21 protein-coding genes are annotated in these 22,685 nt (G+C 69.5%); 6 read left to right on the forward strand and 15 right to left on the reverse strand.

Annotated elements, in window-relative coordinates:
• Window positions 1-96: 96 nt before the first annotated feature.
• On the forward strand, window positions 97-939 hold the full coding sequence (locus ACFY1J_RS21800) for a DUF4396 domain-containing protein (protein WP_390708023.1): 843 nt from the start codon (window positions 97-99) through the stop codon (window positions 937-939).
• A 34-nt stretch (window positions 940-973) separates the two neighbouring features.
• Here ACFY1J_RS21800 and ACFY1J_RS21805 read toward each other — a convergent pair whose 3' ends face one another.
• The 8 genes from ACFY1J_RS21805 to ACFY1J_RS21840 form a co-directional block, all read right to left on the reverse strand.
• On the reverse strand, window positions 974-1,174 hold the full coding sequence (locus ACFY1J_RS21805) for a hypothetical protein (RefSeq protein WP_390708024.1): 201 nt from the start codon (window positions 1,172-1,174) through the stop codon (window positions 974-976).
• Window positions 1,171-1,572 carry a hypothetical protein gene (locus ACFY1J_RS21810; protein ID WP_390731708.1) on the reverse strand — a complete coding sequence of 134 codons (402 nt, stop codon included), beginning with the start codon at window positions 1,570-1,572 and terminating at the stop codon, window positions 1,171-1,173. Before ACFY1J_RS21810 ends, ACFY1J_RS21805 begins: the two co-directional genes overlap by 4 nt.
• Before the next feature lie 52 nt (window positions 1,573-1,624).
• Window positions 1,625-3,088, reverse strand: a complete 1,464-nt coding sequence (locus ACFY1J_RS21815) for an ATP-binding protein (protein WP_390708026.1) — start codon at window positions 3,086-3,088, stop codon at window positions 1,625-1,627.
• The gene (locus ACFY1J_RS21820) at window positions 3,085-3,783 is read right to left on the reverse strand and encodes a response regulator transcription factor (RefSeq protein ID WP_390708027.1); all 699 of its coding nucleotides are present in this window, start codon (window positions 3,781-3,783) and stop codon (window positions 3,085-3,087) included. The genes ACFY1J_RS21815 and ACFY1J_RS21820 overlap by 4 nt, the downstream gene beginning before the upstream one ends.
• Window positions 3,784-3,891: 108 nt before the next feature.
• Window positions 3,892-4,590, reverse strand: coding sequence for a histidine phosphatase family protein (locus tag ACFY1J_RS21825; RefSeq protein WP_390708028.1), 699 nt, complete (start codon window positions 4,588-4,590; stop codon window positions 3,892-3,894).
• Between the two features lie 251 nt (window positions 4,591-4,841).
• A complete protein-coding gene (locus ACFY1J_RS21830) occupies window positions 4,842-5,957 on the reverse strand; it encodes a hypothetical protein (RefSeq protein ID WP_390731709.1) in 1,116 nt (371 codons plus the stop codon).
• A gap of 114 nt (window positions 5,958-6,071) precedes the next feature.
• Window positions 6,072-7,217, reverse strand: coding sequence for a DUF3103 family protein (locus tag ACFY1J_RS21835; protein ID WP_390731710.1), 1,146 nt, complete (start codon window positions 7,215-7,217; stop codon window positions 6,072-6,074).
• A gap of 216 nt (window positions 7,218-7,433) precedes the next feature.
• Window positions 7,434-7,910 carry a hypothetical protein gene (locus ACFY1J_RS21840; RefSeq protein ID WP_390708031.1) on the reverse strand — a complete coding sequence of 159 codons (477 nt, stop codon included), beginning with the start codon at window positions 7,908-7,910 and terminating at the stop codon, window positions 7,434-7,436.
• 212 nt (window positions 7,911-8,122) lie between these two features.
• On the opposite strand from ACFY1J_RS21840, the gene ACFY1J_RS21845 reads away from it, so the two are divergent.
• Entirely contained in the window at window positions 8,123-8,887 is a 765-nt protein-coding gene (locus tag ACFY1J_RS21845) for a GAF domain-containing protein (protein WP_390708032.1), read from the forward strand.
• Between the two features lie 503 nt (window positions 8,888-9,390).
• On the opposite strand, the gene ACFY1J_RS21850 is transcribed toward ACFY1J_RS21845, so the two are convergent.
• The 3 genes from ACFY1J_RS21850 to ACFY1J_RS21860 all read right to left on the reverse strand — a co-directional run bounded on the left by ACFY1J_RS21850 (window position 9,391) and on the right by ACFY1J_RS21860 (window position 11,407).
• Entirely contained in the window at window positions 9,391-10,338 is a 948-nt protein-coding gene (locus ACFY1J_RS21850; protein ID WP_390731711.1) for a hypothetical protein, read from the reverse strand.
• Between the two features lie 62 nt (window positions 10,339-10,400).
• Window positions 10,401-10,796 (reverse strand): iron chaperone, encoded by a 396-nt coding sequence (locus ACFY1J_RS21855; RefSeq protein WP_390708102.1) that lies wholly within the window; start codon window positions 10,794-10,796, stop codon window positions 10,401-10,403.
• Window positions 10,797-10,951: 155 nt separating this feature from the next.
• Window positions 10,952-11,407, reverse strand: a complete 456-nt coding sequence (locus ACFY1J_RS21860) for a carboxymuconolactone decarboxylase family protein (RefSeq protein WP_390731712.1) — start codon at window positions 11,405-11,407, stop codon at window positions 10,952-10,954.
• A 182-nt stretch (window positions 11,408-11,589) separates the two neighbouring features.
• Between ACFY1J_RS21860 and ACFY1J_RS21865 the strand changes: the two genes are divergently transcribed.
• Window positions 11,590-14,052 (forward strand): tetratricopeptide repeat protein, encoded by a 2,463-nt coding sequence (locus tag ACFY1J_RS21865; RefSeq protein ID WP_390708035.1) that lies wholly within the window; start codon window positions 11,590-11,592, stop codon window positions 14,050-14,052.
• 56 nt (window positions 14,053-14,108) lie between these two features.
• Here the strand turns inward: ACFY1J_RS21865 and ACFY1J_RS21870 are convergent, their stop codons facing one another.
• Both ACFY1J_RS21870 and ACFY1J_RS21875 read right to left on the reverse strand, forming a co-directional pair.
• On the reverse strand, window positions 14,109-14,312 hold the full coding sequence (locus ACFY1J_RS21870; protein WP_390708036.1) for a hypothetical protein: 204 nt from the start codon (window positions 14,310-14,312) through the stop codon (window positions 14,109-14,111).
• 16 nt (window positions 14,313-14,328) lie between these two features.
• Complete coding sequence (locus tag ACFY1J_RS21875) at window positions 14,329-14,898, reverse strand: DUF1062 domain-containing protein (RefSeq protein WP_390731713.1); 570 nt, start codon at window positions 14,896-14,898, stop codon at window positions 14,329-14,331.
• A 528-nt stretch (window positions 14,899-15,426) separates the two neighbouring features.
• On the opposite strand from ACFY1J_RS21875, the gene ACFY1J_RS21880 reads away from it, so the two are divergent.
• From ACFY1J_RS21880 to ACFY1J_RS21890, 3 genes are all read left to right on the forward strand, one after another.
• Entirely contained in the window at window positions 15,427-17,445 is a 2,019-nt protein-coding gene (locus ACFY1J_RS21880; protein WP_390731714.1) for a nitrate- and nitrite sensing domain-containing protein, read from the forward strand.
• Complete coding sequence (locus ACFY1J_RS21885) at window positions 17,442-17,885, forward strand: roadblock/LC7 domain-containing protein (protein ID WP_390708039.1); 444 nt, start codon at window positions 17,442-17,444, stop codon at window positions 17,883-17,885. Before ACFY1J_RS21880 ends, ACFY1J_RS21885 begins: the two co-directional genes overlap by 4 nt.
• 165 nt (window positions 17,886-18,050) lie before the next feature.
• Window positions 18,051-19,169, forward strand: a complete 1,119-nt coding sequence (locus tag ACFY1J_RS21890) for a sugar ABC transporter substrate-binding protein (protein WP_390708103.1) — start codon at window positions 18,051-18,053, stop codon at window positions 19,167-19,169.
• 14 nt (window positions 19,170-19,183) lie between these two features.
• Here ACFY1J_RS21890 and ACFY1J_RS21895 read toward each other — a convergent pair whose 3' ends face one another.
• Window positions 19,184-20,431 carry an McrC family protein gene (locus ACFY1J_RS21895; RefSeq protein WP_390708040.1) on the reverse strand — a complete coding sequence of 416 codons (1,248 nt, stop codon included), beginning with the start codon at window positions 20,429-20,431 and terminating at the stop codon, window positions 19,184-19,186.
• A complete protein-coding gene (locus tag ACFY1J_RS21900; RefSeq protein ID WP_390708041.1) occupies window positions 20,428-22,611 on the reverse strand; it encodes an AAA family ATPase in 2,184 nt (727 codons plus the stop codon). The genes ACFY1J_RS21895 and ACFY1J_RS21900 overlap by 4 nt, the downstream gene beginning before the upstream one ends.
• Window positions 22,612-22,685: the final 74 nt, after the last annotated feature.

A 22,685-nucleotide genomic window follows, 5' to 3' on the forward strand; every position in this document is an offset into this window, starting at 1 on the left:
CCTGCCGCATCATGACCTGTCACGGAAGAGCGATGCCACATCGGGTGTGCGAGCGGGGTGAAGGGCGCGGTGGACATGCTTGCGGCCAGTGGCGGCATGAGCGGGACCACCGCTGACACCCTCATGTACATCTGGTTCTTCCTGGTCGCCCTGTCCACCGTCTACGTCGCGTTCGACGCGTTCACCAAGAACCCCGAACTCACGGTCATGAAGTGGGGCTGGGTCCTGGTGACCCTCTACATCGGGCCGATCGGCGCCGCGCTCTATGTGCTCTCCTGCAAGGAGCCTCGGCCGGGGACCCACGAGGAGTTCGTGGCGCCCCTGTGGAAGCAGGCCTTCGGATCGACCATCCACTGTGTGGCGGGCGACGCCACAGGCATCGTGCTGGCAGCCGTCATCACCTCGGTGATCGGCCTTCCGGCCTGGGCCGACAGTCTGACCGAGTACATCGTGGGCTTCGGCTTCGGACTGCTCGTCTTCCAGGCCCTTTTCATGCGCGACATGCTCGGTGGCAGCTATCTGCGAGCCGTCCGTTCGACGGTGTTCGCGGAGTGGCTGTCGATGAACTGCGTGATGGGCGCCATGGTGGCCGTGATCGTCATCATCCGGAGCCATGTGCCGGGCACCCACGACGCCGCCGGGGTGCGCTTCTGGACGACGTTCTCCCTGGCCGTCCTGGCCGGTCTGGCGTTCGCCCATCCCGTCAACGTCTGGCTGGTGAGCAACCACCTCAAGCACGGGATGGGAACGGTTCGTGTGCTGGGCGAAGGCGGCGAGCCGATCAGCCAACCGACGGCCGCGGCCGCCCCGCCCGGCACTGAAATGACCATGCCTCGCCCCGAGGTGCCCCGGGAACAGAAGGCCGCGATGGCGACGCTGACCCTGATCTTCCTCGCGTCCGGGGTGCTCCTGGCTGCCATCTTCGGGGACCTCGGCTGACGGCCTTGAAGGCGCGACGCGCCTCCCCCTCGGTTCAGCGGTCCGTGTCCGAGGCCGCGTCCCGGTCGGCCGCGGCGGCGGCAGACTCGGCCGCGTCGACCTTCTGCTGCATCTGCGAGTAGCCCGACGGCGTGGCGGCGGGCGCCTTCGGCGTTGCCCCGTCGTGACCGGAGCAGCCGGCAGTTAGGGCGGCCAGGAGGGCGATCAATACCGCAGAGGCCTTTGCGCGCGTCAACTCGCTGCCCTGCCGCCGTTGTTGTCCTGGCACCACGTCCTGACGTCGGCGAGGTCCTTCTGCCGCTGCTTGAGCGTCGGCACCAGCGCCTTACGGGTCTTCAGCCGGTCCTCCAGAAACGTGGCGATCTCGGTGTGGCCCGCCTTCTTGGCGTTGTCCACGCGTCGCTCCAGCCGCGCCACCGAACCCCGGGTACCGGCCCCGGTGTCCAGCCGCTTCAGCGCCCGCTCGATCCGCCGGTCGATCTTCGGCACCCGCTTGCACAGCGCTTTCGCCCCGTCGCCGGTCGGTGCCGGTGCGGTGGAGCTGTCGGCCGCGGCCGCGCCGGTGCCGGTCGCGAGGAGTGCGGCCGTGGCCAGTCCTGCCAGCAGGGTGCGGCGCCTTCGCCGGATGTCCATCACATGCCTCCGTTCCCGGACGGACCGTTCGGGCCGCCCGTCCCGCGGCAGGCTAGGAGCGCTCTTTGGGGAAACTCTGTGACCGGTATGTCCCGGCTGTTCCGATCAACCAGTCACGGCGGTCGGGCAGTTCACCCGCCGCGGCCGGCAGCCGCACCTCGAAGCGCGCCCCCGTTCCACCCGGTGCGTCGCTGACGGTGACGCTGCCCCGGTGCAGCGCGGTCTGCTGGGCCACCAGCGTGAGGCCGAGCCCGGAACCGGCGCTGGCCGGGCCGCGCCGGAACCGTTCGAAGATCCGCTCCCGGTCCGGCTCCGGCACCCCGGGACCGCCGTCGTCCACCGTGAGCACGATCCACTCCCCCGCACGCCGCATTCCGACCGTCACGCTCACCCGCCCTTGCGCGTCGGCTCCGTGTGCCACGGCGTTGGCCAGCAGGTTGTCCAGCAGCAGCCGCAGTCCGGGTTCCCAGCCGCGCACGGTGATGCCCGCCGGTGCGTCCAGCTCGAGCCGCGCGCCGGGCGCCCGGCGGCCGGCGTCGGCGACGGCCGCCTCCGCGATCTCCGTCAGGTCGGCGGTGCGGAACGCCTCCGCCTCCACCAGATCCCCGCGCCCGAGGTCACGCAACATCACCAGCAGGCCCAGCAGGCGGCCGTGCTCACGGCGTAGGTCCGCGACGACTTCCGTGCGGTCCGCCTCGGGCAGCTCGGGGTGGTCGGCCAGGATGTCCAGGTTGGTGCCCATGCTCATCAGCGGAGTGCGCAGTTCGTGGGCGGCGGCCGACGAGAAGGAGCGGGCCGTGTCCAGCGCCTCGCCGGTACGGGCGGCCTGCTCGTCGTAGCGGGCCAGCACGGTACGCACGGTGGCGGCCAGCTCGTCGACCTCGGCGACTCCGGACCGCTCCAGTGGCGGCCGGGCACGGTCGGTACGCGGGTCCAGTCCCGCGGTGCTGCGGGTCAGCCTCCGTAGCGGCGCGGCGGCACTCGCGGACACGCCCCAGGCCAGCAGGCCGGACAGGGGTGCCGCGAGCAGAGTGGTGACCAGCACCCGGCGCCGGACCAGCCGCTGCTGGGCCCGGTCGGCGGTGTCCGGTGCGAACACCCACAGCGTGCCGGAGGCGAGCGGCGTACGTACCCGGCGGGCCAGCACCCGCCAGCTGTCGCCGTCGGCGCGCACGGTGACCGGTGTGCCGGTGCGCGCGGGCAGCCGTACGCCGGGCGCGGGCTGCGGTCCGCCGTTGAAGGTGGCGTCCGGTCCCACCACCCGCACGCCCACGTCGAGCGCCGCGCTGTAGAGGGCACGTTCACGGGTGTCCGCCGCCCTGGGCCGGTCGGCCGCCCCGGCCCGCAGCAGCGCCTTGGCGTCGGGCACCACGGCCGCCGCCCGCTCCCGTAGATGATCGTCCTCGGCGCGGTGCAGATCGCGGGCGACGAGCTGGAGCAGCAGCCACCCGGAGGCCAGCACCAGCAACGGCACCGTGCAGCCCACCGCGAGTCCGATCCGGGCCGACAGCCTCACGACTCCTCCCGCAGCACGAAGCCGACCCCGCGCACGGTCTGGATCAGCCGCGGTGCGCCGTCGGCCTCCAGCTTGCGCCGCAGATAGCTGACGAAGGTGTCGACGGCATCGCTGCGCACGTCGAAGTCGTAACCCCACACCCGCTCCAGCAGTTGGTCACGGGTGAGGACGAGCCCGGTGTTGCGGGCCAGCACCTCCAGCAGCTCGAATTCGCGCCGTGTGAGGTCCAGCGGCCGTCCGCCCCGGCGTACGGTGCGGGCGGCGGGGTCGATCAGCAGGTCCGCCACCCGCAACACCTGTTCCGGGACGGCGGGCGGCCGTCGGCGCAGCAGCGCACGCAGCCGCAGCACCAGTTCCTGCAGGGCGAACGGCTTGACCAGGTAGTCGTCACCCCCGGCCTGCAGCCCGGCTATCCGGTCGGCGGTCTCGTCGAGCGCGGAGAGCATGAGCACCGGCAGATCCCGGCCGTCGGCGCGCAGCCGCGCGCACACCTCGATGCCGCTCATGCCCGGCATCGACACATCGAGGACCAGCACGTCGGGCGGACCGTCCGCGACGGCGGCGAGCGCGCCGAGCCCGTCGGGTGCGGTGCGCACGGCAAAGCCGCTCAGCCTCAGCCCGCGCTCCAGCGACCGCCGGATGGCCGCGTCGTCGTCCACGACCAGGACAGTCCCCGGGGGTGTCGCCCCGCCCATGCGCGCCTCCCTCGCCCGCAGTCAGCGCCCGCCCGGCGAGGCTTCTCCCGTTCGCCGACAGCGCGGGGTCAGCGTACGGCGCTTCTTCTGTACGTCGGCAGCCTCGGCCTACCCACAGCTGACGAAGAGCGTTTCGCGAACCGATCCCGATCGATTCACGCCGACCAGGTGGGTGGGCGAGAGCAGATCACCGACGGGGTGCGGCGGAGTCCCTGATTGCGAGAGCACCCATCGCCTGCCCACTCGCGCGGTGAGGCAGTCGAGACGGACGTCCCAGCAGCCGCCTCGCCGCGTGAGGGAGATCGCGGACAGGGGCGGCACAGCGAGATACCAGAAGGCTCGCGCCGGTATGGCCAGGGCATGGATGAGGGCGGCCCGGACGACGGCTGCTTCGGTGACGGCCACAGCACGGTCCGTGCCCGGCGCCACGCCGCTCAGCCAGTTCGCTGTACGGCGACAGAGCTGTTGCACGGACTCACCGCCGTGTGGTGCGGCATCCGGGTCCGTGAACCAGGCGGTCAAACCGTGCGGGTCGGTTGCGGCGATGTCGTCGACGGTACGGCCGCCCCACTTGCCGAGGTCGACGTCGCGCAGTGCCGGCTCGGACGCTGCCGTCAGGCCGAGGGCGTCGGCGGTCTGCAAGCAGCGCAGCGAGGGCCCTCGCAGGGCCGGCCCGTGGGGAGGGAGTGCTGCTCGGGCCGCGCCTGCCTCACGCAGGCCGCGCTCATCCAGGGGAGCGTCACCGAGAAGTGCATCCAGGGTGGCGTCACCGCCGGGCGCACACAGAAACGTCAGGCGGATCGTCATAGGACGGACCTCCTCATTGGCCCGGCACGGTCGGTCCAGGACGATCAGAGCGTGTCCCAGGACCGACCACTCATGAGCTCCAGGGTCGGGGGAAAGGGGCCCGGCGCAACATCCGGCGGGTGTCCGGAACCGACCCGCCAACCGGCTGGCACTCCCCCGCCAACCGGCCGGACTCGGCCGGCACACGCCACCGGATTTGCCTGGATCACCGGTTCGGCTTCACCGCACAGTAACCGTGCGTCGCACACTTATCACCTCAGGGTGACGTGCATACCGCCTCGGGTCAGGGCATCGAGGGTCTCGGTGAACAGGTCGTAGGGCCGGCCGTCGGGCGTCAGGATTCGGGAGAGGTGCTTGCGCGCGGTCGCGGCGTGGCGCCAGAGCAGGGCCCCGGGGGCTGTGTAGCCGAAGGTGCCACGCAGGCAGTCGTCGACAGCGGCCGGACAGCCGCCGAAGTAGCCGCCCGGGCCGTTCACCGCCTCACCGAGTGCCAGGTAGAGGGCGGGGACATCGGTGATGTGCCGGCCGTCGAGCTCGTAGCGGTGGCCGGACGGCCGGTCGCGGTGCGCGCGCCGGCAGGCCGTGTCCCGGACGAGGTCGAGCCAGGCGCCGCGCCGCCGGGTGTCGAGCCAGGCCCAGGTGCCGGTGGCGTCCGGCGGCCCGGAGAACCACCGTTCCCACAGGGGCCGTACATATTCCGGGACAGGCGTGAAGAGCTTTCCGTCCAGCTCGAGGTCGATCAGGTCCGTTCCCGGATCCGTCCCGTAGTCCGAGGGACGCCAGGCGCTGACTCTGGTCCACAGCAGCGTTTCGGTGAGCGGCTCACCCCGGTCGTCCCGTATCTCCAGGGCTGCCTGCTCCAGGTCCAATGCCCGCCGGGTGCCCTTCGACAGTGCCTGCCGCAGCCGTTCATCCGGTGCGAGCCCCCGCAGGACGAGCGGGGGCGCGTCCCGCTCGGGCGGCAGGACGCGGGCGAACTCCCGGCACGAGCCCAGCCACCGGTACTCGTCGTGCACCCGGACCACGCCCCGGTGGCCCTCGGGCGGGCCTTCGTAGTCGTCCAGGCCGGTCAGGACGAGGCCGTCCGTGCCGGGGTGACGCCCGAGGCTCTCCGCGTCTTCGAGGAGCCAGGGCTCGGATTCGCCGTCCTCCGGCACCAGCCACACCCGGCTGCCGACCCAGCCACGCACCTCGGCATCTTCCGGTTCCGGAACCCAGCCGAACAGTTCGTACGTCCCCCGCCGCGGGGACCCGAACAGTCCGTGCGCTTCGGCGCACACGCCCCAGACGTGTCCGTTCTCGGTGTCCGTCAGTGTGTATCGCGCCCGTCCGCGATGGTCCCGGTCCTCATGCACGGTGGGAATCATGCCTGGAGCGGGAATCGACGGCGAAGCTCTTTTCTCGCAGTACTCGCAGTGCTCGCGGTGCAGGCCGGCGAGCCGGTCGCGGCCCGGGCGGTGCGGGCGGCGACCGGCGGCGGCTCAGAACTGTTCGACGAAGTAGGGCTCGACGGTCATCCAGCCGTTGCCGGCAGCCCCGTTGAGACGGCCGGAGGAGTTCTTGGACAGGGTGTACCACGACTCCACATAGTCGGGGTCGTCGGTGAACCAGGAGTCGGGCATCGCCGCCAGTACGGCGTTCACCAGCGGGATGTAGGTGCCCTGGTCGGTGATGGTGAGCAGGGCCGTGGTGAGGGCCTGGGCGAGCGACTTGTAGTTGGTGCCGTCGTCGTCCTCCATCATGACGACGTCCGCCAGGTTGTACTTGTAGTTCGACCAGTTGACCAGGATCTGGTTCGGGTAATACACGTTGCCGTCGTAGTCCAGGTACGGCATGTCGACCGAGTCGACGCGCGCCTTGCCGTCCTGCCCGAAGCCGGTCACGAGCGAGAACATCTCAGCCGCACCCTTGAACCAGGGCTCCTGATCGTCGTTCACCTCGACCGCGGTGACCTTGGTGGCCCACCAGCCCGCCGCTGCGGCCGCGTTCGCGCGCCCGGCCTGCGGCGCGCTGAGGCCGTTGTCGGCGAGTGCCTTCGAGAGCACCCGCAGCCCGGCCCGGTGCGCCTTGGCGGCGTCGATGTCCACGACGTACAGGGGGAATTCGGGTACGTGTGTCGCGTCCACGGAATGACGACGGCCCAGGCTGTCGTAGGCCGTGATCACCCTGGCGTGGTCGTCGGAGCCGGCGACGGCGACCCAGGGGGTGACGTCAGCGCTCAGACGTGCGCGCATGGAGGGCGCACCCAGGCGTATGCGGAGCAGCGAACCGATCGACGTGGGAAGCCCCTTGAGGCCGGCGACATGCCGGTTCGCGCCGGACACCGACGACTGCAGCCGCGCTCCAACGGGGCTGCAGGCCTGGTCGGTCAGCGCCTGCAGATCCACCTCATCCGTGCTCAGGGCGGCCGCACGCACCTGTGCGCGCCATGCGGAGTGCGACAGCGAGGACGCGAGCGAACGTGCGATCGCCTCCTCGGCGCCACGGACCGAGGACTGCGGGGCGGATGCGGGTCGGGGCCCGCGCTCTGCCGTTGCGGAGGCGACCGCGGGTTGGGCGGTTCCCATGACGACGGCGGACAACATCACGCCGATCAGTGCGTTGCGTCTCCTGCGTGCTCTGCGCATCGTGATCTCCCTTCACCGGGGATGCAATGTTTTGCACATGACAACTCAGATCAGCGGCGGATCAGTGGGTGAGTGGCTCAGCCACAGCGGCATCAGTGAAGCAGTCGCACGAACGGCCCGTCAATCCTCCATCCACAGACTGCAGTTGGGCGTCCAACGGGGGCGGACACGCGGCTTCGGACCGGCTCCACGACGAAGATCATGACGACGCTGGGGTCAGTCGAACGCGACGACCAGGCGCACGCCGTCATCACCGAAGCGGCCTGCCAGAGCCTTCATCACGGCGAAGACATGTGGCCAGTGGGTTTCAGGTCCCAGGACAGCGCCGACGGTCAGCGGTTCGTACGTGCACATCACTTCGTCGGTGGTCCACTCCACGCGTTCCGTCGCGCTGCGCAAGTCCGCGGGCGGCACGCCCACCACGGACAGAGTCTCCGACGGCCAGGAATCGGACACGAGCTGCTGATGCAGTGTCGATGGCAGCGATGTCGGGCGCCAGGTCAGCCGGCCGATGAACCGATCGGGCGCGGTCGCGAGATCCATCGAATCGAGCTCCGCCCAGCTGACCCAACTCGCGCCGTACAGGGTGCCCGCGGCAACCCAGGACCCCAGCTTCGCACGCATGCCGCCCGACAGATCGACGGGAAGGCCGCGGTCCGGTGCGAGCGGTTGGAAGCCCGCGTAGTTGCGCACTCCACGATGCGGCACCGTAACGCATCGGATCCCTTCCAGGACGCGGGGTCCGCGCCGTTTCACGTACCGTCACCGTTGGGTAACAACAGGGCGCAACGAATCACAGGCGAGTCCGGGGTTGGGCCAGTCTGGGTCGACGGGCCCGGACCGGTCGCGGTCGAGTAGAGATTGAGACGGCGTAACGGCTCCGCAAAATCAATATCGGGGGGCTTATGAACAGCGGATGGTGGGGCAAGGCGCTTCGTGGACTATTATCTCTCTTCACCGTAGCCTTTGCCACGGGCGCCTATTACTATGGAACGTTGGCAGGAAACTCCAAATCCAATTCCGATCAATCGTTCTACATCGGCGTCGGTGTCACTTTTACCGCAGGTGCCGCTATTCTGCAGCTCATTTCCGAACGATCCAGGAGGATTGCGGTCCGGGTGGCCGAAGATGCCACAGCTCAGCTCACCCGAGCACTTCAAACCGGCCTGAATCCCGTATCCAGGCACATGGGTGAATTGATCGACGCAGGCGTGCGGGCGCACGATGCCGACAAGAACCGTGCGAAGGGTCAGATACTGACCTCCACCCTGGAGGCCGCGGTCATGGGTATCGGTGCCGACTCGCGATGCGTCTACTACGAGCTGGATGCCGCATCAAATAAACTCAAGATGCTGGACTACCGGGGTCGCCCCAATCCGCCGCGGAGCAAATTTGATTACGACCCGAGCAAGCCGGGGAATGTCGCCCTGATCGACCTCGTAAAGGTCGGCGGTGAGTGTCCACCCACGAACGTCAAGGATGACCCCGACATCAAGCCCACGCCTGGAAGTGGGTATCAAACGCTCGCTGCGGTTTCGGTCAAGGTGGCTGGCACGCCCAAAGGGGTTCTCATCGTCGATGCTCCGAAAGCCGGCAGTCTGGATGCCTCCCACCAGAACCTCCTGCGGGTTCTGGCGAACCTATTGGGGGCCTCAATTGAGCACCCTTAGCATTCGCCTATTCAATAGCTGGAGGGGTTAGATGCAAGGCAGGTTCAGGCGTGGAGAACCGCGTCCAGACGACGAACTGGAACTGCTTGAGGTTCTGCTTTCCAATCCGGAGTACGCCGATGAGATCTTGTCGCGCTACAGCGGTGAAGCGCGCCGTGATCTTTGGGAGCGCTCGGCCGCGTTGCAGGCGCGTCGCGTCGTGGCGCAGCGAATGGCCGTGGCCTCGCAAGGCGGTCCGGGAGACAAGACGGCCCTTCTCGCCGCATCAATCACCGCGGCTGTGGTGGCTGCATTTGTCGGGGCACGGCAGGGAGTGTGGGCTCTGGTACCCGGAGCGATCGTTCTGATTGCCGTTGGGGCACTTATCGAGACGTTTCGGCGTGAGGCCCGGGAGCGCCTCCGTAGTTCTGGACGGTAGCCTCCGGCTGGAGGTGCGCAAAGGTTCCGCAACACGGCTGACCGTCCGGACCGCCGGCCCCGGCACGCCATTGTGCGAAGAGCGCCTATCGGCCGAGGGACTTGGATCCCTTGAGGTAGGTCAGCCGCGCTCGGTCGCGCTCAGTCGTCAGGTCGAGGGCTGCCACGGGGTGGTCGGTCCACACAGGTGAACCGCCGATCCACGGTACGAGCACGGTGACCGGACGAAGCAGGCCGTGGACGTCCGCGACACCCGCCGGCGGGAGGCCTCTTGCATCCTTCTTCTCGGCGAGCCGTAGAAGCATGGGCAAAGTATCGTCCGGATCGCCCTCGGCCGGGTAAAGCACCAAGTAGGCATCTCCCGCCTCCGGTTCACGCAGAAGCAGCCAGCGCATCGGGCGTACGTGCTCGCTGACGGCCACCCGGGCGACAGCCCGGGCGAGCCGCGCCTTCCATACGAACGCCACCAGGCCGCAGACCGAGCCCGCGAGGAAGAGGTACCCACGGTCGGTGGTCCCACCAAAGAAGTGCAGTACGCCGCCGAACCCGAAAAGCGCCACGACGACGGTCCAGGCAGCTATGAGGGGAAGGCCGAAGGCAGTGAGCAAGCTGCGGTTGCGCCACCAGACCAACCGTGACCGGCCGCCGGTCACGGATGCGGGCGACCGCGGATCTACAGCCTCGGCCGCGGAGCACACCGCAGCCTCGCGGAGATTCTCATAGGCGAGCTCCGCGGCAGGGAGGGGCACCTGCCGGGAACGTCGGGCGGCGGTCCTGCGACGCCGTTCCCTCCTCGACTCGGGCTCCAGGCGACGTATCGCACCGACCCACGCCGTGACGCCGATCAGCAGACCGCCGAAGAACATCATGAGCCAGGCGAAGGCACCGGCCTCCGTGTCGTCCTGAAACCCCTCGAAATAGCCCACCGCCACACCTGGGGCCGCCATGAGGAGGCCCACGAACCCGACGCGCAGCAACCACTTCTCGGGCGCGGCGCCCGGACCTACAGGAGGAAGGTCCCAGCGATCGGCCATGCCCCTCCTCAGCTCGTGCGTTGCCGATCAGACACACGAGTGCGCGGAACGGTTGTACTGCCTCAGTTCACCGCCTTCTTCACCAGCTCGCCGATCCTCGCCTCGTCCGCGGCGGTCAGCTCCTTCAGGGCGTAGGAGGCCGGCCACATGGCGCCTTCGTCGAGGTTCGCCTTGTCGCTGAAGCCGAACGTCGCGTACCTCGCGTTGAACTTCTCAGCGCTCTGGAAGAAGCAGACGACCTTGCCCTCCTTGGCGTACGCGGGCATCCCGTACCAGAGCTTCGGCGCGAGTTCCGGCGCGCTCGCCTTGACGACGGCGTGGATCCGTTCGGCCATGGCCCGGTCCGAATCCTGCATCTCTGCGATCTTCGCGAGCACCGCGGCCTCCTCCTCGGCCGCCTTGTCCGCACGCGATCCGCGGCGCGCGGATGCCTTCAGCTCCTTGGCCCGCTCCTTCATCGCCGCCCGTTCCTCGTCCGTGAATCGCTCTGACGACCTGTCGGCAGCGACGGCGGTGCTCTTCTTCTGTACGTCCTTCACAGCGGTTTCCTCACGTTGAGCGGATTGAATGGGTACATCTTCATGCCGGAGGGGTGCCGCGGCCGCGGCCCAGGTCATCCCCACGCGCCGGCGATCTGACGGGTCGTGGCGTTGAGCCGGTTGAACAGGTTGGTGACGCCGATCATCAGGACGATCGCGGCCAGCTGCTTCTCGTCGAAGTAGGTGGCGGCCGTGTCCCAGACCTCGTCGCTCACCGGGTCGGGACGGTCGGCAAGCCGGGTCGCGGCCTCGGCCAGCGCGAGGGCCGCCCGCTCCTCCTCGGTGAAGTACGGGGCCTCCCGCCAAGCGGCGACCGTGGCCAGCCGCTCATCGCTCACTCCGGCCTTGCGGGCCGCCCTGGCGCCGCCGTCGACGCAGGCGCTGCAGCCGTTGATCTGGCTGACACGCAGATGGACCAGCTCCAGCGTCTGCCCGTCCACTCCACCGGAGTGCGCGGCCTTGAGGATCTCCTGGATGGGCTGCATCGCACCGGACAGTACGACGGCGGGGTTCTCCATACGGGACTGCATCTCGGTCTGCTCCTCTTCCGGGTCGGCGCCCCGTTGCCCCGGGGCGTGATTCCATGACAGCCGAGTCCGTCTGTCACGACCACGGCGGTGGGACACCGTGGGACAGCTGAAACGGCCTTGACCAGCGGCGAGTCGGCTGGCAAGACTTCTGCCGCAACGGGACGGAAAGGCGGGGGACAAGGGTGGACGCGCAGGAAGGGACGGCGAAGGCCGATCCGCAGGACGAGTTGGCGGCCCGGCTGCGCCTGCTCCAGGAACTGTCCGGGCTCGGCGTACGGGCTCTGGCGCGGGACGCCGGCCTCAGCTCCTCGTCCCTGTCGCGCTACCTCAACGGGCAGACCGTGCCGCCCTGGCCCGCGGTCGTCGCCCTCTGCCGCCTCGTGAAGCGCGACCCCCGCCCGCTGCGTCCGCTGTGGGAACGGACCTCGAACCCCTTGCCGGCGCCTCCGAAGAGCAGCCGCCAGGTCCGGACGGTGCCCCGCAACGATCTGCCGCGCGACGTACCGGACTTCACCGGACGCGAGGAGCGGCTCGCCGCCGTGTTCGCCGCGATCGAGAGCCATCGGGCGGTCTCCGTCGACGGCATGGCGGGCGTCGGCAAGACCTGTCTGGCGGTGCACGCAGCACACCGGCTTGCCGCCGACTTCCCGGACGCCCAGCTCTATGTGGATCTGCACGGGTTCACCGAGGGCCGGCCCCCGCTCGATCCCGACTCCGCGCTGCGGATGCTGCTCGGCGCACTCGACGTCCCGTCAGAGAGAGTCCCGCAGGAGGGCATCGAGCAACTGGCCGCCTGCTGGCGGTCGGAACTGGCCCGTCGGCGGGTCGTCGTGGTTCTCGACAACGCCGCGGACGCCGACCAGGTCCGCCCGCTGCTGCCCGGCGCCGGCGACTCCGTCGCCGTCATCACCAGCCGAAACCGGCTCCTCGGCCTGGACGAGGTGCCCCCGGTCTCACTCGACGTGCTGACCCCGCAGGAGAGCGCGCAGCTGCTGGTTCGCGCCAGCGGCGATCCGGGCGGCCCCGAGGGCAGGCTGGCCCGCGATCCGGAGTCCGCCGCCGAGGTCCTGCGGCTGTGCGGGCATCTGCCGCTGGCCCTACGGCTGGCCGCGGCACGGCTGCGGCACCGGCCGGGCTGGACCGTGGGCATCCTCGTCGAGCGGATGGCCGAGGGCGCGAGCGAGTTCGACACCGCGCTCGCCATGTCGGTACGGCAGCTGAACCGGTCCCAGGCTCGTCTCTTCCGGATGCTGGGCCTGATCCCCGGCGAGTCCTTCGACGAGTACGTGGCTGCGGCACTGGCGGACGTGCCGCTGCGCAGCGCCCGGGCCATGCTGGAGGACCTGCTCGACGCACACCTCGTCCAGCAGCCGACGGCGGGCCGCTATCGGCTGCACGACCTGGTGCACCAGCACGCGCGCCGGGCCGCTGCCGAACAGGACTCGGCGGCCGAGCGGGAACGGGCGTTGGGCCGCGTGCTCGACTACTACGTGCACGCGGCGGCCGCCGCCGATGCCGCGATGCCGTTCCTGTCGCCCGGTCGCACGGTCTCCGCGGGCCAACCTCCCGCCGAGTTGCCGCACTTCACGGACAAGAACGCGGCCTTCGCCTGGCTCGTGACGGAGTACGGCAACCTGATGGCCGCGTTCGAGACGGCAGCCGCCGTCGGGGCCGACGTGCACGTGTGTGAGCTGCCGCGCTTCTTGCGGACGTACTTCGCGCGACGCTGCGGCACGACCCATCTCAACGTGCTCTTCGAGCGGTCGCTTGCCGCCGCCGAGCGCCTGGGCGATCCGCTGCAACTGGCCGAGGCACACAGCGATCTGGGGTTCGCGCGGTACAACGCGGGCCGCATGGCGGAGGCCGCGTCGGCGTACGAGGCGGCCGGACTCCGGGTGGCCCAGACGGGGAACGAGCGGGCGGAGGCCGAACTGGCCGTACGACGCGGCTATCTGAACTGGGACGCGGGGCACGTCGAGGAGCCGCTCGAACTCTTCCGGCTGGCGGCCAAGCTGTACGAGAAGGCCGGTTGCCCGACCGAGGCCGCCCACGCGGCCGCCTCGGAGGCCTGGGCGATGCTGCAGCTGGGACACCGTGAGGAGGCGGCTCGGCGGGCCGGCAAGGTGCTGGGCATCCCCCACACCGACCCCGCGTGGCCGCCCGCTCTGACGGCCCGGATCACGCTCGGCGTCGCCATCGCCCGCGAGAATCCCGACGAGGCGGCGGAGCACCTGCACCGGGCGCTGGCGCTGTCCCGCGACGACGGGCATCTGCACAACCAGGCGTGGTGCCTCAACTGCCTGGGTGTCGCGCTGCGGCAGATGGGCCGGTACGAGGAGGCTCTCGCCAGCCATCGCGAGGCGTTCGCGCTGCTGGACGAGTTGTTCGAGGAACACTGGAAGATCCATTTCCTCAACGGCTACGGCGAGACCTGCCGACTGGCGGGCCTGCCCGAAGAGGCACTACGGCTGCACCGACAGGCACTGGAGCTGGCCCCCGAGCTGGGAAACCGGTACGCGGAAGCGCTGGCCCACGAAGGCATCGCGATCGTGCTCGACGAGACGGATCCGGCTGGGGCCGCCGAGCACCGTGCCGCGGGGCAGGCCGTCTTGGAGCAGCTCGACACTGAAACATCCGCGAAGTGAACGGTATCTCCGGCTCAGAGGGCAGGAGGCTCGGCCGTCCTGCTGCCGCAGACTGGTCAGTTCTGCTTCTGACAGCAAGGCCGCCGCTCCAGTTGAAGGCGGCCGGGAAGCTCGCGCAGCAGCGTGTTGCGTGCGTCCGGCCCCTCCAGGAACAGGATGGTGCAGATTTCGTCCCCGCCGCCGAGGACGTCCACCCAGACCGTGTCGGGGCGGCGGGCCAGGGCGGCGGCGATGACGCTGATCCGATTGAGCCGCTCCATGTCCTACATCTGTGCCTCAGCGGCGGTCAATGGTGAGCTCGAAGTCCCGATGAGTCTTGGCGCCTGGAGTCAGTGGCAGGCGGATTCGCCCGTCCGCGACCATGCGCCGTACCTCAGTACGACTGAGACCGAGCCCGAGCATCAGCAGTCGTTCGACGCGGACCGGCGCGGGCAGCTCGAAGCTGATCAGAACCTTGAGCGGTGTCGGGTCGTGGAGTGCGGAGAAGGGCGTGTCGGTCTCCAGTTCCCACGTACCGGTCCAGTCGAGGCGGTATCCGTTCTTCGCGGCGAGCGACGCGCTCATCGCGAGCTCCCGCACCGCGGCCGGGTCGTTGGTCTCGTACCCCACCCGGCGGGCGGGTTCCAGCGACGACACGTGGACGCGTTCGTGGACGGGCACCTTCGAGGTTCGGGCGCACACCGCGCAGTGCAGGAGCAGCCAGACGTCGAGGAGCTTGCCGTTCGCGTTGACGCGGATCTTGCCCGACGGATGGTGACGCGTCCCCGAGCAGTTCAGGCAGGGTCGCACGACCATGGGCAGGGCGGACTGACGCACGGCCCACAGGGCCTTGCGGTCGATATTCATGGATGTGGTTGATTTCTGGCTCAGCAGGAGCTCTCGCGGGCCAAGCCGCGGCTCCCGGGCGGGATCTGGTGGTTGCACACGAGGGCGCGGTACCGCCTCGGGGGCCGAGTCGTCAGGCTCCGAGGTCGATCGCGCTACAGGTTGACTGTGGGTACGTGGCAGTCGTTACAGATCCATGCGGGCGATCATGGGCGAGGATGCCGCCCGCAGGCAACTCCTTTTCTGCCGGCCCGCCGCCGGGCCCTGGCAGCGCCTCACCATCCATCACTGTCACAGTCCCGTTGCCCTGGGTGTGAGGGCGGCGCAATTGAATCTCCCACGCGGCCTTACAGGTCGGAAACCGGCTGCTACGGCGGTCGGACTAGCTTCGTGAACATGAAGGTGTGCACGCCGTTACAGTCGGCGCTCGGCAGGCTTGGCGCCGCTGGCAAGGGCGCTTTGGGCAAGGGCAGTTCAGGGCGCCGCCGGACTGCCGGAACGTCTCAGGGCCGGCGGCCGATGCCTGGCTGGCGGAGTATCCGGGGTCGTGTGGCAGTGGTCATCACGGTCCCGATCTGTCTGCTGCTGGCGGTGGCCGGGCTCGCCGTGCAGGGTCGCGCCGAGGCCCTCGGCGATGCCCGGGCGACCCGTTCCGAGGTCGGCCTCAGCCTGCGCATCCAGGCCCTTGTACATCAGCTGCAACGCGAACGCGGCCTGAGCAACGGTCTGCTGGGAGGGGAGAGGGAGTTTCGCCCCGCGCTCGCCGCCACCCGTAAGCGCGTTGACACGGCGCTTCGTGGAATGCACAGCGACGGCGCCGTCGAGGCAGTCGTCCAGCGGCACTTGCAGCGCCTCGACGGCATCCGGGCAGCCGTCGACAGGGGCAGTCCGGAGACGAACACCAAGAAGACGGACACCGCGGAGACGGACCCCGCGGACCGGGCCGCGACCCTGGCCTTCTACACCGACGCCGTCGACGCCCTCAACTCCGTCGACCCGGTGGCAGAGACCGCCACCGGTTCCGATCGTCAACTGCGCGACGCACTGGCGGCGATGCGGGAACTCGCCGCTGCCAAGGAGTCGGTCGCTCTCGAACGCGGCTTCCTCAACGGCGTGTTCGCCGCTCGTGGCTTTCACGGCCGCGAGTACCTCACCTTCACCGAGATACGGGCCACCCGCGTCGCCGCCCTCGCCCGCTTCCGGCAGTACGCCACCGCACCACAGCGCGCGGCTCTGAACAAGGCCTTCGCCACCGCGGAGGCCCAACGCGCCACCGCCTACGAGAGCCGGGCAGAAGGCGCCGCCGACAGCTCGACACTGCGCGCGGACGCCGGCGCCTGGTGGGATGCGATGACCGTACTCGTCGACGATCTGTACGCCGTCCAGCAGTCGATCGGGGACGACGCAAGTCACCGGGCCGAACGGCTCAGTCACAACGCCGAGATCGGTCTCGCCGTCTGCCTCCTCGCGGGCGCGTTCATCGCCGCCCTGCTCGCGGGCCTGGCCGCATTCGCCTCTCGTTCCCTCACGCGCCCACTCGGCGCCCTCGCCGAGGCCGCCCACGACGTGGCGCGGCACCGGCTGCCCGCGACCGTCGCCCGCATCCAGCGAGCCCCGCAGGACCATGGTGAGTTGCTCCCGACAGCCGACGCGCCGGACGAGACCGACGCACGGTTGCTGGGCGGGGCGGCGGAGATCGCCGAGGTCGCAACATCCCTGCACCAGGTGGAACACACCGCCCTCCAACTGGCCGCCCAGCAGGCCGGCCTGCGCCGCAACACCACCGAATCGCTCGCCAATCTCGGCCGCCGCAACCAGAACCTCGTACGTCGTCAGCTCAGCCTCATCACCCGGCTGGAGCGGCAGGAACTGGACCCGGACGCGCTCGCCGAACTCTTCGAGCTCGATCACCTCGCCACCCGTATGCGGCGCAACGCCGAAAGCCTCCTGGTCCTGGCCGGGCAGAATCCGCCGCGGCCCACGGCCGCGCCCGCCGACGGCCTGGAAGTCGTCCAGTCCGCCGTCGCCGAGGTGGAGCACTACCGGCGGGTCCTGATCGCGCCCGTGGAGCCGGTGCGGGTGCGCGGGCACGCCGTCGCCGATGTCGCCCACCTCCTTGCCGAACTCATCGAGAACGGGCTGACCTTCTCGCCGCCGAACGAACCGGTCGAGGTGCACGGCTGGTACGACACCGAGGACGACACCTACTGCTTCGCCGTCGTCGACCACGGCATCGGGATGTCCGAAGCCGACAAGGAACGTGCCAACGCCCGCCTCGGCGACGCCGGCGAGGAAGCCCTCCTCACCACACCCACCCGGTTCCTCGGCCACCTCGTCGTCGGCCGACTCGCCCACCGCCTCGGTGAAGGCGTCCAGGTCCACCTCTTCGACACCACCGGGGGCGGCCTGTCCGCCCTCCTTGCCCTTCCCCGGCGCCTGCTCGCCCCCGCGGAGGGCTCCTCCACCACATCACCCCCCGCCAGGCCCGCTGTCTCCTCCCTGCTCAACGGCTTTCGAGCAGGCGTCGCCCGTGCCGAGGCCCGAAGTACACAAGGAGCGTCATCGTGACCACCGCCGTCCAGAATTTCGGGTGGCTCATCTCGGAATTCGTACGCACCGCCGACGGCGTCACGGCAGCCGTCGCCGTCTCCTCCGACGGGCTGCTCATGGCCGCCTCGGAGAGCCTCGGCCGAGACAGCGCCGATCACCTGGCCGCCGTTGTCTCCGGCATCACCAGCCTCGCCCAGAACGCGGCGACGGCACACGGCTTCCACGGTATGAAACTCGTCATGATCGAAATGCTCGGAGGCTTCCTCATGGTCGGTCGCATCCGCGACGGCAGCTGCCTCGGCGTCCTCGCCGCGGAGGGGTGTGACGTCGGCCTGGTCGGCTACGAGATGGCCGTCCTCGCCGGCCGCGTCGGCGAACTGCTCACCCCGCAGTTGGTACGCGAACTCAACGCCGCTCCCCTGGCCCCGGGACACCTGCAGCACGCACCGCACGTGTGACCGGCAACTGTCGGACGGGTAACTGACCGGTAACCGCACGCGGCGGTGAATTTGTTACGACAACATCTTGACGTGTCACATCATTCACCGCTTGGCTAACGGCCACTCGGGACGCGACGTTGCTCCCTGGTCCGGAAGGCACCCCCTGACGTGAATACTCGTACCATCCGCGGGACCGCTGTTCGCCGTACTGCCACAGCCCTGACCGCTTTCTCTTCCGCACTTTCACTTTCCGCGTGCGGAGCCATCGGTGGGAGCGGCGGGGGCGGCGGCTCCGCAGCCCCGGCGCGCGATGACATCACCGTGGGGCTGCTCCTGCCCGACCGGGACACGGCACGCTTCGAGAAGTTCGACTACCCCATCATCAAGAAGGAAGTCGCATCGCTCACGCACGACAAGGGGAAGGTCCTCTACGCCAACGCCGGGGCGAGCGTGGCCAAGCAGAGTCAGCAGTTCCAGCACATGGTGGATGAGAAGGTCGACGTCATCCTGGTGGATGCCGTGGATGCCAAGCGCATCGCACCGGACGTGCAGAAGTCGAAGAACGCAGGCATACCCGTCATCGCGTACGACCGTCTGGCGCAGGGTCCGATCGACGCGTATGTCTCCCATGACAACGAACTCGTCGGCCAGGTACAGGGCCGCGCGATCACCGAGGCACTCGCCTCGAAGGGGGCGAACAGCAAGGTCGTCATGATGAACGGCGATCCCGCCGACCCGAACACCGCGCAGTTCGAGAAGGGCGCGCTCGGCGAACTCCAGGGCAAGGTCGACATCGTCGAGCGGTACGACACCGACAAGTGGTCGCCCGCGGTCGCCAAGGCGCACATGAAGCAGGCGATCAAGTCGGTGGGCCTGGACCACATCGCCGCCGTCTACTCGGCGAACGACGGCATGGCCGCCGCCGTCATCGACGCGTTGAAGGAATCGGGCGCGACCAACATCCCGCCGGTGACCGGGCAGGACGCGAACCTGGACGCGGTGCAGCGGATCGTCGCCGGTGAGCAGTACATGACCGTGTACAAGCCGTTCCTGGACGAGGCCAACTATGCCGCGGAGATGGCGGTGAACAAGGTCCAGGGCCGTGACATCGCCTTCGACGCGCTGACTCGCGACACGGTCGACAGCCCGACGAAGAAGCACATCCCCGCGATGCTCGTGCCGGTGGTCTCCCTCACGAAGGACAAGATCAAGGAGACGGTGATCGCGGACAACGTCTACACCGTCCGGCAGATCTGCACGGCCCCCTACGCGGCGGATTGCGCGGCCATCGGGTTGAAGTAGCCGCGAAGGGTGACTCAGTGACGTCCCGTCAGTTCAGTCGCGTTCACGATTCGGTCGGCCAGCGCCGACACGGCCGTGAGGAGGGCTTCCGGGGGCTGCGCGAGGTCCATGCTGTGGGCGGTGACCGTTATTCCGGCGCGGCGGATGACATGGGCCGTCGCCGTCTTCCGGGGTGTCGTCGCAGCCTCTGCCGTCGCCGCGTAGACGAGGTGGCCGTGCGGGAGGCCCAGGGCGGTGCAGTAGCCGAGCAGTTGGTAGAGGTGTTCGGTGGGCGGTGCGGGGCGGTGGCGGAAGGCGTACTTGGCGTCGACGACGGAGACGGTGCGGCCCGCTCGGTACAGCACCAGGTCCGGGCGGAGGCGGACGTGACCGGCCAGGTCCAGACGGTGGTGCTGTTCCTGTGCGGCGCACCGCACCCCGTGACGGGCGAGGGCGCCGCCCAGCGCCGAGGTGACGAACTGCTCGAAGACGGTCGGCATGTCGAGTACGAAACCGTCGGCCGTGACGGCTTCGCCGCCCTCGGGCTGGACGGAACGGCCCGACAGCAGCAGCTCCGCCAGGCGGAGGGCCGGTGTGTAGCGGGCGTTGAGTCGGTTCGGTGTCCAGCGGGGCAGCGGTTCGCCGGGGCGCAGTGCGTGCACGCCGTGCAGGTGGTCGGCGAGGTGGCGCAACGCGACACCGGTGCGGGTGGGCACGCCGGGCAGCCGGGCGGCTAGGTGCAGGGCCGCGAGCAGGATCCGGTTCTCGTCGATGTCCGGGGTGTGGTCGTCGTAGCGAACGGCGACCGGCAGGGGCAGGCCCACGCGCCGTAGTTGGTCCTCGGTGCGGATACGGCCCCGGATCAGGGGCAGTTCCTCCTCGACCGTCCGGTAGCCGTGCAGGACCCCGGCCTCCAGGGTGCGGCGGGTGACGCGGGCGAGCAGGTCCGCCACGGCGGGCAGCAGGTCGTCGGCGCCGGCGGCCGTGACCGTCTCCGGGAGCCAGGGGTCGGCAGTCGTGTGGGAGAGCAGGAACAGCACGTTCCTGACCGGGAGTTTGGGGCGCAGCAGAAGCTGGATCGCTCCGCCGGAGGGGGTGCGCAGTCGCACCAGGCCCGCCTTCTGATTGCCGGTCACACGCCATCGGCCGCCGGTTGCCGGACTGAGTCGTACCAGTCCCGGCACCGTCAGCAGGCCGGCGATCTGGTCGCCCGTCAGCTCCCGCAGGGTGCCGGGCCCGGTCTCATCGACGGCGAGGTGCAGAGCGTCGGAGCCGGGTCTCACGCCTCCTCCACCGCGGCACGCAGGGAGGCGAGCCCGTATTCCTCCTCGACGTCGATGCCGGTTCCGTACAACTGGTCCTCTAGCAGGGGCAGGATCTGGGTGCGCCACACGAGTTCGAGGCCCTCCGGACGGGCCGCGGCCGGTTTCATCAGGTACGACGGCCCGATGGCGCGGTCGGCGTCGCCGAGGCGGGCGTTGAGGGCGTCCAGTAGCCGGGCCGGGGTGTCCGGCAGGCCGCGGGTGCGCAGCCAGCGCTCCAGGAGTCCGTCGACCGGTGGCTTCCCGGGCGACAGGCGGCGGAAGGCGAATCGGCGGCGCATCGCCGCGTCGACGAGCGCGATCGACCGGTCGGCGGTGTTCATCGTGCCGATGACGAACAGGTTGCCGGGCAGATGGAAGGGGTCGTGCGGGCTGTACTGGGTGGTGACCGGCTCCTCGCGATACTCCAGCAGGAAGTACAGCTCGCCGAAGACCTTGGCCAGGTTGGCCCGGTTGATCTCGTCGATGATCAGGACGTACGGGTTCGCCGGGTCCTTCCTGGCCCGCTCGGCCAGCAGTTTCAGCGGGCCCGGCAGGACGTCGAAGACCACCGAGCCGTCCTCGCCCCGGACCGGGCGGAAGCCCTCGAAGAAGTCCTCGTAGGTGTAGGAAGGATGGAACTGCACGAGCTCCACCCGGTCAGGTCCGGCCAGGTGCCGGGCCAGGGCCCGGGCCAGATAGGTCTTGCCGGTGCCGGGCGGGCCGTGGAAGACGAGCTGGCGCTGCTCCTGGAGTTGCTCGGCGGTCTCCCTCAACCACTCCTGCGGCATCAGCAGCTGCGCGGCCAACTCCTCGGTGACGGGCGGCAGTTCCAGCGGCTTGGTGACGTCGGCCTCCAACAGGGGCTCGGCGACGACATCTTCGAGGCCCGCTCGTTCCGCGAGTTCGGCGGTCACGCTGCTGATGTCGTACACCGTCGGCGGCCGCGTCAGCCGGGCCTGCACCGCCTCGGGCAGCTCCGAGCGGGACAGGGGACGACCGGTGGTGGCCCACTGGACGGGGCGGCGGCGGGCGTTGTGCAGGCCCTGCGAGGCGTCGTACCACGGCGGACCCTGGATCGTGCCGACGTGCACCTCGTCGGGGGTGACGGTGACGACGAGGTCGCCGGGCTGCATGACGGTGAGGAAGACATGGAGCTGGTACACCGACTGGCCGCGCGCCTGGACACTGGCGTCGGGCATCGCCTCCGCGACGGCCCGCTGGATCTCGGGCTTGCCGGCGCCCGCGGGGATCTCGGGTACTTCCAGCCAGGAGACCGCGCAGTATCCCTGTTCGAGCCAGTCGGGGACGAAGTTGTGGCCGTCCACGTTGGATCCGCGCACCAGCCAGCCCCGCTGTCCGTGCTCGACGGTGCCGCGCCGCCATCTGCCCACCCACGGTTCTTCGTAGAAGTGGACCTCCTCCCCAGTGCCGGCCTGCAGAATCCGGGAGAGTTGCAGGAGGTCCCGGTCGTCGTCGCCGGACAGCTCCGGGAGTTCGTCCGCGAACGCCTTGAGGATCGCCTGCTTGTGCATGACGCTGGCGATGGGCTGGAAGTCGTCGGGGAAGAGAAGGTGCAGTAGTACGTGGATCTGCGCGCGCCCCTTCTTGTGCCCCTCCGCCTCCTGCACGGCGAAGCACTCTGCGCGGAACCGCCACGGGTCGCTGAGCACGCTCTCGCGCTCCTGGCTCGGCATCCCCGCGAGCCGTTCCACGAGCAGGACCAGGATCTGGAACTGGGCCCACCGGTAGTTCAGGAACCCCTGGCCCCCATGTATGAAGCCCTTCAGCCCCGGCTCCAGGTCGGCCGGGATCGTCAGGGGTCGTTCGGCCCAGGAGAGCACCTCGCCCAGGATCTCCCGTTTCTTGGGTATCCCGATCTGCTCGGGCACCAGCGGTGCCATGTTCACGAACAGCAGCTCGGCGGCGAGCGCGATGGTCTCGTCCGGCGCGGCGTCCAACTGGCGGCGCAGCTTGACCAAAAACGTGTCCGACGACTCGTCCGGGCGGTCGACGAAGCGGGCGCGGAGGTCGGAGGCCGTCCGCTCGGTCCACGCCTCCAGCTCCCGTGCGAACGCGGACTTCCCGCTGAGCAGCCCGTCCCGGAAGACACGCTGCACCGCGGCCGCGACGTCGGCGCCGGCGGACCCTTCTGCCACCATTTCCACCCCCAGTGCTCGAAGTGCTCACATTAGACGCTCGCGGTCCCGCCGGAGAACGGGACCGCGAGGCGCCG

Origin of the sequence: Streptomyces sp. NPDC001406, assembly GCF_042895285.1 — a bacterium.
Taxonomy (GTDB): domain Bacteria; phylum Actinomycetota; class Actinomycetes; order Streptomycetales; family Streptomycetaceae; genus Streptomyces.

What these genes read in the sequence shown, in the direction of transcription:
- ACFY1J_RS21820 (WP_390708027.1), bottom strand. Translation starts at nt 3,783, where the DNA reads ATGGGCGGGGCGACACCCCCGGGGACTGTCCTGGTCGTGGACGACGAC.
- ACFY1J_RS21850 (WP_390731711.1), bottom strand. Translation starts at nt 10,338, where the DNA reads ATGGCCGATCGCTGGGACCTTCCTCCTGTAGGTCCGGGCGCCGCGCCC.
- ACFY1J_RS21800 (WP_390708023.1), top strand. Translation starts at nt 97, where the DNA reads ATGAGCGGGACCACCGCTGACACCCTCATGTACATCTGGTTCTTCCTG.
- ACFY1J_RS21875 (WP_390731713.1), bottom strand. Translation starts at nt 14,898, where the DNA reads ATGAATATCGACCGCAAGGCCCTGTGGGCCGTGCGTCAGTCCGCCCTG.
- ACFY1J_RS21835 (WP_390731710.1), bottom strand. Translation starts at nt 7,217, where the DNA reads ATGCGCAGAGCACGCAGGAGACGCAACGCACTGATCGGCGTGATGTTG.
- ACFY1J_RS21810 (WP_390731708.1), bottom strand. Translation starts at nt 1,572, where the DNA reads ATGGACATCCGGCGAAGGCGCCGCACCCTGCTGGCAGGACTGGCCACG.
- ACFY1J_RS21830 (WP_390731709.1), bottom strand. Translation starts at nt 5,957, where the DNA reads ATGATTCCCACCGTGCATGAGGACCGGGACCATCGCGGACGGGCGCGA.
- ACFY1J_RS21900 (WP_390708041.1), bottom strand. Translation starts at nt 22,611, where the DNA reads ATGGTGGCAGAAGGGTCCGCCGGCGCCGACGTCGCGGCCGCGGTGCAG.
- ACFY1J_RS21860 (WP_390731712.1), bottom strand. Translation starts at nt 11,407, where the DNA reads ATGCAGTCCCGTATGGAGAACCCCGCCGTCGTACTGTCCGGTGCGATG.
- ACFY1J_RS21855 (WP_390708102.1), bottom strand. Translation starts at nt 10,796, where the DNA reads ATGAAGGAGCGGGCCAAGGAGCTGAAGGCATCCGCGCGCCGCGGATCG.
- ACFY1J_RS21845 (WP_390708032.1), top strand. Translation starts at nt 8,123, where the DNA reads ATGAACAGCGGATGGTGGGGCAAGGCGCTTCGTGGACTATTATCTCTC.
- ACFY1J_RS21825 (WP_390708028.1), bottom strand. Translation starts at nt 4,590, where the DNA reads ATGACGATCCGCCTGACGTTTCTGTGTGCGCCCGGCGGTGACGCCACC.
- ACFY1J_RS21870 (WP_390708036.1), bottom strand. Translation starts at nt 14,312, where the DNA reads ATGGAGCGGCTCAATCGGATCAGCGTCATCGCCGCCGCCCTGGCCCGC.